General features: G+C 52.4%; 13 protein-coding genes. 5 read left to right on the forward strand and 8 right to left on the reverse strand.

The annotated features are described in order from the left end of the window. Positions 1 to 552, reverse strand: a complete 552-nt coding sequence (gene kefG, locus A6301_RS06535; protein ID WP_234257428.1) for a glutathione-regulated potassium-efflux system ancillary protein KefG — start codon at positions 550 to 552, stop codon at positions 1 to 3. A 125-nt stretch (positions 553 to 677) separates the two neighbouring features. Here kefG and A6301_RS06540 point away from each other — a divergent pair, with 125 nt between their 5' ends. After that, positions 678 to 2585 carry an ABC transporter ATP-binding protein gene (locus A6301_RS06540; RefSeq protein ID WP_234257382.1) on the forward strand — a complete coding sequence of 636 codons (1908 nt, stop codon included), beginning with the start codon at positions 678 to 680 and terminating at the stop codon, positions 2583 to 2585. An 82-nt stretch (positions 2586 to 2667) separates the two neighbouring features. Here the strand turns inward: A6301_RS06540 and A6301_RS06545 are convergent, their stop codons facing one another. Then, the gene (locus A6301_RS06545; RefSeq protein ID WP_107168858.1) at positions 2668 to 3270 is read right to left on the reverse strand and encodes a LysE family translocator; all 603 of its coding nucleotides are present in this window, start codon (positions 3268 to 3270) and stop codon (positions 2668 to 2670) included. 106 nt (positions 3271 to 3376) lie between these two features. Here A6301_RS06545 and A6301_RS06550 point away from each other — a divergent pair, with 106 nt between their 5' ends. The 3 genes from A6301_RS06550 (at position 3377) to A6301_RS06560 (ending at position 5625) form a co-directional block, all read left to right on the forward strand. Next, positions 3377 to 4393, forward strand: coding sequence for a hydrolase (locus tag A6301_RS06550; RefSeq protein ID WP_234257383.1), 1017 nt, complete (start codon positions 3377 to 3379; stop codon positions 4391 to 4393). A gap of 1 nt (position 4394) precedes the next feature. Then, complete coding sequence (locus A6301_RS06555; protein WP_048262706.1) at positions 4395 to 4631, forward strand: YheU family protein; 237 nt, start codon at positions 4395 to 4397, stop codon at positions 4629 to 4631. A gap of 124 nt (positions 4632 to 4755) precedes the next feature. Further along, the gene (locus A6301_RS06560; RefSeq protein ID WP_048262707.1) at positions 4756 to 5625 is read left to right on the forward strand and encodes a phosphoribulokinase; all 870 of its coding nucleotides are present in this window, start codon (positions 4756 to 4758) and stop codon (positions 5623 to 5625) included. Between the two features lie 307 nt (positions 5626 to 5932). Here A6301_RS06560 and A6301_RS06565 read toward each other — a convergent pair whose 3' ends face one another. Beyond that, the gene (locus A6301_RS06565) at positions 5933 to 6340 is read right to left on the reverse strand and encodes an OsmC family protein (protein ID WP_107168861.1); all 408 of its coding nucleotides are present in this window, start codon (positions 6338 to 6340) and stop codon (positions 5933 to 5935) included. A gap of 365 nt (positions 6341 to 6705) precedes the next feature. Here A6301_RS06565 and crp point away from each other — a divergent pair, with 365 nt between their 5' ends. Beyond that, positions 6706 to 7338: a cAMP-activated global transcriptional regulator CRP gene (gene crp / locus A6301_RS06570; RefSeq protein ID WP_004090925.1), complete on the forward strand. Its 633-nt coding sequence runs from the start codon at positions 6706 to 6708 to the stop codon at positions 7336 to 7338. An 86-nt stretch (positions 7339 to 7424) separates the two neighbouring features. On the opposite strand, the gene A6301_RS06575 is transcribed toward crp, so the two are convergent. From A6301_RS06575 to A6301_RS06600, 5 genes are all read right to left on the reverse strand, one after another. Next, on the reverse strand, positions 7425 to 8651 hold the full coding sequence (locus tag A6301_RS06575; RefSeq protein WP_234257384.1) for an aspartate aminotransferase family protein: 1227 nt from the start codon (positions 8649 to 8651) through the stop codon (positions 7425 to 7427). A 120-nt stretch (positions 8652 to 8771) separates the two neighbouring features. Then, positions 8772 to 9347, reverse strand: a complete 576-nt coding sequence (locus A6301_RS06580) for an aminodeoxychorismate synthase component II (RefSeq protein WP_205540390.1) — start codon at positions 9345 to 9347, stop codon at positions 8772 to 8774. A gap of 613 nt (positions 9348 to 9960) precedes the next feature. Beyond that, the gene (locus A6301_RS22465; RefSeq protein WP_370642182.1) at positions 9961 to 11997 is read right to left on the reverse strand and encodes an AAA family ATPase; all 2037 of its coding nucleotides are present in this window, start codon (positions 11995 to 11997) and stop codon (positions 9961 to 9963) included. Beyond that, positions 11990 to 12526 carry an ash family protein gene (locus A6301_RS06595; RefSeq protein ID WP_039547926.1) on the reverse strand — a complete coding sequence of 179 codons (537 nt, stop codon included), beginning with the start codon at positions 12524 to 12526 and terminating at the stop codon, positions 11990 to 11992. Before A6301_RS06595 ends, A6301_RS22465 begins: the two co-directional genes overlap by 8 nt. Then, on the reverse strand, positions 12523 to 12723 hold the full coding sequence (locus tag A6301_RS06600) for an AlpA family transcriptional regulator (protein ID WP_116586223.1): 201 nt from the start codon (positions 12721 to 12723) through the stop codon (positions 12523 to 12525). Before A6301_RS06600 ends, A6301_RS06595 begins: the two co-directional genes overlap by 4 nt. Position 12724: the final 1 nt, after the last annotated feature.

Consider the following 12724-nt stretch of genomic DNA (forward strand, 5'->3'; position numbering starts at 1 on the left):
CTAGCGTTCCTCTTCAGATAAAGGGGAGGATAGCCATTCGCCGTAGGCTCTGGCGTGGCTCGATAACACGTCGGGCTGTAAACGACGCGCCCAGTAAACAATCATCGGGCTCATCCAATGCATACGACACATGCCGGCTGTCAGCTCAAACGGACGTAACAAATCATCCATGGAGTAACGGTTGTTGCCATCAGCATGGTAAGCATCTTCCGGTTCACCGGTCGTAATCACTGAACGCCAGTATTTCCCCGCCAGCGCATTGCCGCCAATCCCATTGGCAAAACCACGGGATAACACTCTATCGAGCCACTCTTTCAGCAACGCCGGGCAGCTATAGGTATAAAACGGGTGTTGGAAAACAATGATCTGATGCTCACGCAGCAACTGTTGTTCGTGATGGATATCGATAAAAAAATCAGGATAGTGTGCGTAAAGATCGTGCACGGTTACATTCGCCAACTGCTGCGCCGGTTGCAATAAGACCCGGTTCGCGACCGAGTCCTGTGGTTCCGGATGGGCATACAGCAGCAAAATCTTCGGTGGCTGCGACATCATTCCCCTCCAAAGCGTCGTCATGATAATCGTTTTCCGTTACCATGCAGCGCAACGACTAAAAACAGGACACCGCGTGTCCTGATATGTCCATAATTTAACATACTCTGAACATACGGCGCTTTATGATTGTTTTCTCTTCGCTGCAAATTCGACGTGGTGTACGCGTTCTAATCGACAACGCGACAGCAACGGTTAATCCCGGCCAGAAAGTTGGTCTGGTTGGCAAGAACGGCTGTGGTAAATCTACGCTGCTGTCATTACTGAAAGGTGAAATCAGCGCCGACGGTGGTAGCGCGACATTTCCGCAAAACTGGTCATTGGCCTGGGTCAATCAGGAAACACCGGCATTGGACAAGCCCGCGCTGGACTACGTGATTGACGGTGACCGTGAATACCGCCAGTTGGAAGCCGCGTTGCAGACCGCCAACGAAGAGAACGACGGCAACGCGATTGCCACGCTGCACGGCAAGCTGGATGCGATTCAGGCCTGGACGATCCAGGCCAGAGCGTCAAGCCTGCTCAGTGGGTTAGGGTTTTCTCAACCACAGTTGCAACAGCCTGTCAGCGCCTTTTCCGGTGGCTGGCGGATGCGCTTGAATCTGGCGCAGGCGCTGATTTGCCGTTCAGACCTGTTACTGCTCGATGAACCAACCAACCACCTCGATCTGGATGCCGTCATCTGGCTGGAAAAGTGGTTAAAAAACTATGCTGGTACGCTGGTTCTGATCTCGCACGACCGCGATTTCCTCGATCCGGTGGTGACCAAGATTCTGCACATCGAACAGCAGTCGCTTAACGAGTACACCGGTAACTATTCCTCGTTTGAACGCCAACGCGCCACCCGCCTTGCACAGCAGCAATCGCTTTATGAGCACCAGCAGGAGCGCGTCGCGCATCTGCAACACTATATTGACCGGTTCCGTGCGCAAGCGACCAAAGCCAAGCAGGCGCAAAGCCGGATAAAAATGCTGGAACGCATGGAGATGATTGCGCCAGCGCATGTCGATAACCCTTTCCGCTTTAGCTTTCGCGCCCCGGAATCGCTGCCTAATCCACTCATGAAGATGGAAAAGGTCAGCGCAGGCTACAACGACAAGCTGATTCTCGAATCCATCAAACTCAATTTAGTGCCGGGTTCGCGCATCGGGCTCCTCGGCCATAACGGCGCAGGTAAATCTACGCTTATCAAGCTGCTTGCTGGCACGCTTGCCCCGTTGAAAGGAGAAATCGGGCTGGCAAAAGGCGTTAAGCTCGGTTATTTCGCCCAGCATCAGTTGGAGTTCCTGCGTGCAGACGAGTCACCCTTGCAACATTTGGTGCGCCTGGCTGAGCGGGAAACGGAACAGCAGCTACGCGACTACCTCGGTGGCTTCGGTTTTCAGGGCGACAAAGTCACCGAGATCACCGAGCGCTTCTCCGGCGGTGAAAAAGCGCGTCTGGTGCTGGCACTGATCGTCTGGCAGCGTCCAAATCTCCTGTTGCTCGACGAACCGACCAACCACCTCGATCTGGACATGCGTCAGGCGCTAACCGAAGCGTTAATCGATTTTGAAGGCGCGCTGGTTGTCGTCTCGCACGATCGACACCTGATCCGTTCTACCACCGACGATCTCTATCTGGTACACGACCAGAAAGTAGAGCCATTCGACGGCGATTTGGAAGATTACCAACAGTGGCTGGTTGGCCTGCAACGTCAGGAAAATGCGGCCGATGAAACGCCAAAAGAGAATGCAGCCAACAGTGCACAAGGTAGAAAAGATCAGAAACGCCGTGAAGCCGAGTTGAGAACACAAACTCAGCCACTGCGTAAGCAGATCACCAAGCTTGAACAGCAGATGGAGAAGCTGGGGGAAGCGCTCGCAGCACTGGAAGCTCGGCTGGCGGACAGTGCAATCTACGACATCAGCCGCAAGGCCGAGCTCACCGATTGCTTGCAACAACAAACCAAAGTCAAAATCGAGCTGGAAGAAACGGAGCTGTCCTGGCTGGACGCACAGGAACAGTTAGAACAGATGATGCAGAGCGAATAAATCTGATGTCCCTCTCCTGATAAAGTCGTGAGCGATAAACCGCTCACGACTTTATCAAACCAGCATGAATGCCAAATCAACGTTAATGCCAAATCAACAACACGCAGGCAGCGGTTAGCAGCCCCATTGATACGTTGAAGATGATCCACGCTTTCTTACTGCGTAGCAGTCGCCCAATCACCGTACCAAAACCCAGCCAGATGACACCGGAAACCAGATTCACCAGCACAATGCCGATGCTTATCGCGATCACCGAATGGTTATAGCCTTCACCCGCCAGACTAAAGCTGGCCACCGCGCCCAACGCCATGAGCCACGCTTTCGGGTTTAAGAATTGCAACAACCACCCTTGATAAAGCCGGATCGGCTGAGGCGGCGCAACGGATGTCTCCAACCGTTCGTAAGCCGCCGTGGCGATTTTCCACGCCAGCCAAAGCAGATAGGCGCTACCGAGGACTTTCAGAATAAAGTGCAACGAAGGATAAATCAGAATCAAACCGCCGACGCCGAATGCGACCAGCAGCAAAATGCTCTGCATCCCCAACATGATGCCAACCATCAGCCACAGTGAACGCATAAAGCCAAAATTCGCGCCCGAAGTGGTCAACAACATATTATTCGGCCCCGGTGTGATAGCCGCTACCCACAAAAAACCTAACATCGAAAGAAATAAACTCAGTTCCATTATTTGTGGGCGCTCCTGACCCAAATGTCGTACCAACTGGCAGCATTGAAGCTAACAGTGTGATATTGATCGTACAAGAGCCGACAACAAGATTTTCATATCCTTTATGCATGACCATTTTCATCCGCTAAGCGGTGCGCATAATCCGCATCTGCAAACGCTATTACCACGCCTGATTCGCCGTCACGCGCAGTTCTCACCAGTCTGGCAAGCGCTCGAATTACCCGACGGCGATTTCGTCGATCTGGCATGGAGCGAAGCGCCCGAGCAGGCGCGGCACAAACCACGCGTGGTGCTGTTTCACGGATTGGAGGGCAGTTTCCACAGCCCTTACGCTCATGGCCTACTGCATGCCTGCAAACAGCGCGGCTGGCTGGCCGTCATCATGCATTTTCGCGGGTGCAGCGGTAAGCCCAACCGGATGAAACGCATTTATCATTCTGGCGAAACCAGCGATGCCAGCTATTTTCTGCGCTGGATGCAAGAAACGCTGGGCGCGGCGCCTACCGCCGCCATCGGCGTTTCTCTCGGCGGAAACATGCTGGCCTACCTGCTCGGTCAGCAGGGTGAAGGCTGTTCCCTGTCCGCCGCCGTCATCGTTTCCGCGCCATTGATGCTCGAACCTTGCAGCCGTCGGATGGAACAAGGATTCTCCCGCGTCTATCAGCACTACCTGCTGCGCCTGTTGAAACAAAACGCCAGCCGCAAGCTGGCAGCGTACCCGGACACGCTGCCGATCCAGTTGCCGCAGTTGAAGCGAATCCGCCAGTTGCGCGAGTTTGATGACGTCATTACCTCCCGTATCCACGGCTTTCACGATGCCACTGACTACTATCGACGCTGTAGCGCGCTGCCGCTATTACCTCAAATACGCAAACCACTGCTGATCATCCACGCAAAAGACGATCCTTTTATGACGTCAGAGGTCATTCCCGATCTGTCGCAGTTACCGTCTAATATTGAGTATCAACTAACGGAACACGGCGGGCATGTTGGCTTCGTGAGTGGTACGTTATTGAAACCGGAAATGTGGCTGGAACAGCGCATTCCCAACTGGCTTAGCCCATTCTTGGACCACGCCGCCGATCCTTCTTCAGGAACCACTTTTACTCAGGAACCCTAGCGTGATTATTCCCTGGCAACAGCTCGATCCAGAAACGCTGGATAACATCATCGAATCTTTCGTGCTGCGTGAAGGCACCGATTATGGCGAGCAGGAACGTTCGCTGGCGCAGAAAGTAGAAGATATCCGTAGTCAGCTCCAATCTGGCGAGGTCGTTTTGGTGTGGTCTGAGTTGCATGAGACGCTAAATATTATGCCACGCGGGCAGCTCAATGCAGGTGGACATGCTCCTTATTGAGCATGGTGAAAGACGTGAAAGAACACGCCAAACATGCTAACAATGGGAACCATTACGTCATTTTTGAGAATGTGCGCAGGCTTTCAGCCTATGCGCGCATCGCGATCACGGAGTCACGCGCCTTATGTCACATCAGCATCCGATTATTGCGGTTACTGGTTCCAGCGGAGCGGGAACCACGACAACCAGCTTGGCCTTTCGTAAGATTTTCCAGCAGTTCGATCTACGTGCAGCCCAGTTAGAAGGCGATAGCTTTCACCGCTATACCCGCCCGGAAATGGACATGGCGATCCGCAAAGCGCGTGATTTAGGGCGCCACATCAGCTATTTCGGCCCAGAAGCGAATGATTTCAGCCTGCTAGAACAATCGTTTATCGAATATGGTCTACATGGTCGCGGCCAGACGCGTAAATACCTCCACACCTACGATGAAGCGATTCCCTATAATCAGGTTCCCGGGACATTCACACCGTGGGAACCCATGCCGGAACCTACCGATATCCTGTTCTACGAAGGGCTGCATGGTGGTGTGGTCACCGAACAAAATGATGTGGCACAGCATGTCGATTTGCTCGTCGGCGTAGTACCGATCGTCAACCTGGAGTGGATTCAAAAGCTGATTCGTGACGTCAATGAACGCGGTCACTCGCGTGAAGCGGTGATGGATTCTGTCGTCCGCTCCATGGAAGACTACATCACCTATATCACGCCGCAGTTTTCTCGTACGCACATCAACTTCCAGCGCGTACCCACCGTGGACACCTCTAACCCGTTTGCCGCCAAGTCAATTCCTTCACTGGACGAAAGCTTCGTCGTCATTCACTTTCAAGGGTTGGATAATATTGATTATCCCTATCTGCTCGCCATGTTGCAGGGGTCATTTATCTCCCACATCAATACGTTAGTCGTTCCCGGCGGGAAAATGGGGCTAGCGATGGAGCTCATCATGGCACCGCTGGTACAGCGGTTAATCGAAGGGAAAACGATAGAATAAGCAGCGAGATACACGGGGCGACCACAGGGATGAGGCCTCCCTCGGGAACCTCCCCCCGTGTTTCCCCTAATATACCCGTCATACTTCAAGTTGCATGTGCGTTGGCCGCGTGCAGTCACCCGAATCACTTACCTGAGTAAGCTCATCGGGATGAAATGAGAGACATCCTGTCTCTCACCGGAGGCCAGCCGTGGCTGGTCAAATTCGTTCCCGACGAATTTGTCCTTCTCTTGCCGCCTTCCTGAAACTCGAATTATTTAGGGTATAACAGGCTTAAGTGACCAGAATAAGTACCCAGAGAAAGGGATTATTCCAGCACTCTAATTTCGTGACTGTGCGTCACCTCAACGGCTTTGCCCAGCATCAATGCCACAGAGCAGTATTTTTCCGCTGACAGGGCAACAGCTCGCTCGACGGCTTTATCGGTCAGCCCTTTTCCCGTCACGGTAAAATGTAGATTGATATGGGTAAATAAGCGCGGCGCTTCAGAGCGGCGCTCCGAGGTTAATTTCACCTCACAATCCGCCACGTCATTGCGACCTTTTTGCAGAATCGACACCACATCAATCGCGCTGCATCCCCCTACGGACATCAACACCATTTCCATCGGACTGGGCGCTTTATCGCCGGAATTACCGTCCATCAATACCTGATGCCCTGATGCGGATTCGCCCAAAAACGTTAAGCCTTCAACCCATTTTACCCGAGCCTGCATGATGCCTCTCCACTAAAAATTTTTTGAAAATTTATACCGTTACTGTACAAAAACCAGCGTTAATCAGAGCTTTGTCATGCTGAAGCGAGACAACACAAGACACATCCTTAAAGCTGTGTTAAAACGAAAATAGAATAGACCTTTTCTGGACAAAGCCAGAAACGAAGAAGATGATGATGACGTAGCCAGACGTTTACGGTGCGGCAAGGCAGCAACCGGAAAATCAAGGGTACAGTGGTTCCAGTATATTCCCTGACGTCATTCTGACTAGACTGAATTTTATTTTTTTAGCAGTTAAACACGCCGTACAGGGAACTCTGACCCCTGTAATTTGCGCAGTGAATTACAACAGAGGATGATAGCGAATGGTTCTCGGCAAACCGCAGACAGACCCAACTCTCGAATGGTTCCTTTCCCATTGTCATATCCACAAGTATCCATCGAAGAGCACGCTGATTCACCAAGGTGAAAAAGCAGAAACGCTTTACTACATCGTGAAAGGCTCTGTCGCAGTGCTAATCAAAGATGAAGAAGGCAAGGAAATGATTCTTTCCTACCTCAATCAGGGCGATTTTATTGGTGAGCTCGGCCTGTTTGAAGAAGGTCAGGAACGCAGCGCCTGGGTTCGGGCAAAAACCGCCTGTGAAGTGGCTGAAATTTCCTATAAAAAATTCCGCCAGCTCATCCAGGTTAACCCGGATATCCTCATGCGCTTGTCTGCGCAAATGGCAAGCAGACTTCAGGTTACCTCTGAGAAAGTCGGCAACCTTGCCTTCCTTGATGTGACCGGCCGTATCGCCCAAACATTACTCAACCTGGCCAAACAACCTGATGCCATGACGCATCCAGATGGCATGCAAATTAAAATTACCCGTCAGGAAATTGGGCAAATCGTTGGCTGCTCGCGTGAAACCGTGGGCCGCATTCTGAAAATGTTAGAAGACCAGAACCTGATCTCTGCGCACGGTAAAACGATTGTCGTTTACGGCACTCGCTAAATCCCTGCCGCTGTACCCTACCAACAAAAAAAGCGTGAAGCCTCTGCTTCACGCTTTTTTTATCGCTGCGCTTTTGAGAACGTCACTCAGTTTCCTACGTTAACAACCTGCGCGACAGCGTTGGCGAACTTCTTCATTCCCTGCACAATATCGTCTTCATCAATGATCAACGACGGTACAAAGCGGATCACGTTCGGCCCTGCCATCAAAACCATCAGTCCCTGCGCCGTTGCAGCAGCCAGGAACTCTCCCGCGCGGCCATGCCACTGCGGTTTCAACTCGGCACCCAACAGCAGCCCCATCCCGCGTATTTGCTCGAATACGCCGTACTGCTGGTTAATTTTCTCCAGTTCACTGACAAAGCGCTCGTGACGAGCCGCTACGCCCGACAGTACTTCCGGCGTGTTGATAATATCCAGCGCTGCTTCCGCCACCGCACAGGCCAGAGGGTTACCGCCATAAGTGGTACCGTGCACCCCAACCGTCATGGCTGATGCGATCTCTTCTGTCGTCAACATCGCGCTAATCGGGAACCCACCGCCCAACGCTTTAGCCGTTGTCAGGATATCCGGCGTAATACCATAGTGCATATAGCTGAATAATTTACCAGTACGCCCCATCCCGCTCTGCACTTCATCAAACACCAGCAACGCTTTATGTTGATCGCACAAGTCACGAACGCCCTGCAAAAATTCAGGCGTAGCGGGGGTAATTCCGCCTTCACCCTGAATCGGTTCCAGCACGACCGCACAGGTGTGATCGTCCATCACCGCTTTAACAGCAGCAAGATCGTTGAACGGAACATGCACAATATCGGCAGGCTTAGGCCCGAAACCATCGGCATATTTAGGTTGTCCACCAACTGAAACGGTGAACAGCGTGCGACCATGGAATGCATTGTAGAAGGCGATGATCTTGGTTTTATACGGACTATGGCGTTTAACCGCATAGTGACGCGCCAGCTTAAATGCGGCTTCGTTAGCCTCTGCACCAGAGTTAACAAAGAACACGCGATCGGCAAAAGTGGCATCGATCAGTTTGCTGGCAAGGCGTAGCGCAGGTTCATTCGTGAAAATATTGCTGGTATGCCACAGTTTTTCGCCCTGCTGCTGTAAGGCGTTAACCAGCGCCGGATGGCAGTGACCGAGCGCCGTGACCGCGATACCACCGGAGAAATCGATATATTCTCGGCCATCCTGATCCCAGACGCGGCTCCCCTTACCTTTCACGGGTACAAACTTCGCGGGTGCATAAACCGGCAAAATAACCTTATCGTGGGTATCCCGTGTCACTGCTTTCTGCTCTGCTGTCATTTGCTGCCTCACTCCGCTGTCCATTACGTCAGAAATGAAAATATAGTCAATAAATATGCATAAAAAATCAATCGCAGGCAATATTAAATCAGCCGATGAAGAAAATAACTTTCTATATGATTAAATTTTAAGGAAATTATCCAAAAGCTGATGCCCTTGCTGGCTGAGAATGCTCTCAGGATGAAACTGCACGCCTTCCAGCGGCAATGAGCGATGACGGACTCCCATAATCTCGTCACGCTTCCCTTCATATTCGCTCCAGGCGGTAACCTCAAAGCAAGCGGGTAGCGAAGCGGGATCAATGATGAGCGAATGATAGCGGGTAACCGTCAAAGGCTGGGCCAACCCGGTGAAAACACCCGTATTGTTGTGCACAATTGCTGAAGTTTTGCCATGCATCACCTGCCGCGCCCGCACCACCCGCGCGCCGAACGCCTGCCCCATCGCCTGATGGCCAAGACACACACCCAAAATAGGCAACTTATCAGCAAAGTGACGAATAGCCGCCAGTGAAATGCCCGCCTCGTCTGGCGTACAAGGGCCAGGAGAAATCACCAACCGCTCGGGCGCAAGCCGTTCAATCTCGCGCAGCGTCAGTTCATCATTACGCTTCACCACGACTTGTGCGCCAAGCTCACAAAAGTATTGATAAAGGTTGTAGGTAAAGGAGTCGTAGTTATCGATAATTAGCAGCATAAATTAGTTAACTTACTGATAAATAATAAACATGTTATTTGATCTTTCTTTTCATACCCGCATTAATACCCGCAATTTTTTTCGATACATGCTTATGGGCTAAAGCGATATACCCTAAATAATTCGAGTTGCGTGAAGGCGGCAACCGAGCGAATCCCCAGGAGCTTACTCAAGTAAGTGACTGGGGTGAGTAAGGGCAGCCAACGCACAAGCAGCTTGAAGAATGACGGGTATAAAGGCCATTGTACCCGTCTCCAGCATGAAAAGGATGACAAGAAATTTACGCTAACAAAATGCTAAAGATATCTATGACCATGCAGTGGAACCCATCACACCTCGCCAGCCCCTTTTTTGGGAGGGGCTGGCGCTCATTTTTCTTATGTGGGTGATTTTTCCATAACTCACCAGATCGGGAATAGAAAACCCTCCCCACCTTTCCCCCACTTAGTCAGGGATCACTGCTTCCCCCACCTGACTTTCATGCCTATATTAAAAATGTTTATTTATTATTGAGTTAAGTTATTCCCCCACTTCGCGCCTATATATGCGTGGGAAGTGGGGGAAAATGCCGGATAGAGGGATTCATTATTCTTTCGCCCCCACTTTCCCCCGTTTAATCCCCCACTTTATTCCGTTGTGATAACGGCGTGATACTTTCCCCATCAAAGACGATCAGACCGTCCTTTTCCAACTTATCCAGCCAGCGGGTAAACTTCTTGGATACGTCAAATCCCATCGCCCGCATGTCATCCCGAATCAACGAACGGGTGCAACTATCACCACTGGACGTTCGCGAACGAATTGCCTGCCATAAGGCGACATGGTTTTCCGTTAGCCGTGGGATACCGGCTAAATCGGGAGCGCTGGCAGCCTCATCCTCTCTGACTTCACGGCCTTCATCGTTCAACACCAGCGAGGTGATCTGGTCGCCATCATCATCCACGTACAGATCGACGGCATTCAGGTCATAGGCACGACGCGGTGGTTCTTCCGCATCCTTCATCTTGGTGCAACTGAGGATTAATGCCCCGCCGTCACCTTCACGCCTGACGTTAAATTCCACGTCCAGCGCGGCACGAAAGGCGCTGGAGCCACGCGCCCCTTTGTCCTGATCTTTACCGGAATGATGGATAATCAGCACCGTGGCCTGTGTTGCCGCTTTAATCGCGTCACATCCCTGAATGAATGCGCCCATGTCTTTAGCCGCGTTCTCATCCGAACCGCCAAAACAGCGGGCGAGCGTATCCAGAATAATCAGACGAACCGGCATACCGGAGGCGACTTTCACATCGCGGGCGGCGTGTATCACCTGCTGCACGCTCTCCGGGCTGGCCGGAAAAATCGGGCAATCGACGCGATAAAGCGAATCAATCGGGCTACCGCCGTTAAGCGTCTGCTCCCATGCCCGGATACGGCGGGGAACGCCAATCCCACCTTCACCAACAACATAAATCACCGCGCCCTGTGTCACCGGCTTGCCTGCCCACGGTTTGCCAGTGGCGATATGGCATCCCCACGATACCGCCAGAAACGATTTATACGCGCCGCTGGCACCGTAAGCGCTGGCAACGGATGAACTCGGCAGATAGCCTTTAATCAGGTAATCCTGTCGCGTATCAAAACCGTCAGAGCCTTTGCGCAGGGGTAATGCGGTGTTGAATGCCGGTGTAGCGGAATCAGTGCGAACTAAAGGCGTATACATCGTGTCGGGCTGATAGCGTTGTTTGTTGAACGCGGATTTGGTGGCCTCAAGCCCATATTGCTGACGGTAATCATCCCAGTCACAGAGCGTTGTCGTGGGCGGTAACGACAACCAGCCGTCCACCGCGAGCGCGGCTTTTTCAGCCTGTTCTTTACCGATATTGGTTGAACCGTCGGCATGCAGGTCATGGTCGCCCGCCAGAATAATAGTGGCATCGGGATACCAGCCACGCAGGGCTTGGGCGACGTTCATCAGGTTATTGGCCGATACCGCCGCGACCACCGCTGCCGTGGTGATCTGGCTGATGGTCAGGCCGGTGGCGTATCCTTCAGTGATCACGATGGTGTCCGGCTCTTTCGGGTAATGCACCGCAATGAAAGCGCCTTTCAACTGTGAGCCCGGCAGCAGGCGTTTTTCTCCGTCGTCGTTGATCAACTGTGCGCCGATCAGTTCACCGGAAACGCGATGCAATTTCAGCAGCAGGCTTCCCTCATCAAACAGCACGCCGCCGATACGCATTTTTTGCTGTGCGGTCAGGCGGGCATGGACGATAGAAAACCCTTTGGCTTTCAGGTAGGCGCTTTCGCCATTCCTTGAATGGGTCAGCATCTGCTTGATTTTATCGGCCAGCGGCGGGCGCTCAGCGGCTTTTTCCCTGGCTGGCGCTGTTGAGGTGGGGAGTGTCAGCGCGGCCACCTGTTTTGCGGCATCTGACAGGTCACAGTTTTTCACCCGTGCGACCAGATCAAGGCCATCACCATGACCACATTGATTGCAAAACCACGTTCCCCGTCCTTCTTTGTCGTCAAAGCGGAAGCGATCTTTGCCGCCGCAGGCAGGACAAGCGCCGTGTTTACCACCGGAAGGCACTGGAATAGCCAGTGCAGACAGAATGGCACGCCAGCGGTGGCGCGACTGTGCAGCAATGTCTGAAACGAATTTACTCATCGTCAGCCACCTCCGCTTGCAGTGCGTCATTCAACTGGTTCAGACGTTCCCAAAGGATAAAGATCAGCAGCTCTTTCGCGAGCGCGTTGTCCAGTTCAATGATGGCGTAGGCCAGCGCCCGACAGTGATCGACGAGTTCTTCTAACGTCAGGGGCGTGGGGTCATACATGATGTACCCCCGCAGAAAAAAAGAAAGATTGCGGGTAGAGAAAGGGAAGGATCGTAGCCATAAGGCAGCCTCCGTGGTAAGCAGGGTATCACTACCACCTGAGACGCCAACCTCTATGGTGGTAGCCCAGACGGGGTTGGCGTAACCGGTTACCACGTAGCCCGGCGCTCCTTGCGGAGCCCCCGCCTGAGCCACCATTGACAGGTATGCGCAGGCATCGCCTAATAAAAGACACGTAATAAATCCGTGTCTTTTAGGCAACGTGGTAAGTGTCGGAACGCCAATTCCGGCTGCGGATTTTGCCGCAGCATCAGCAGTATATCGTAAATTGCCCGCCAGAAAAAAATAACAATGCATCATGGTTTAGCCTCTCCGCGCTGGCTGATACGTGCCGCGATCCAGTCATTCACCTCACTTTCCACCCACGCTACTGAGCGGGCACCGATTTTGACCGTCTGAGGGAATTCCCCCTGCTTCATCAGCAGGTAAATCCATGATTTCCTGAGGCCGGTTTTTTTCATCACACCCGATAAGCGAATCAACGTGTTATCCGTCATG

The organism is Pectobacterium sp. IFB5596 (genome assembly GCF_021432585.1).
Taxonomy (GTDB): Bacteria; Pseudomonadota; Gammaproteobacteria; order Enterobacterales; family Enterobacteriaceae; genus Pectobacterium; species Pectobacterium punjabense.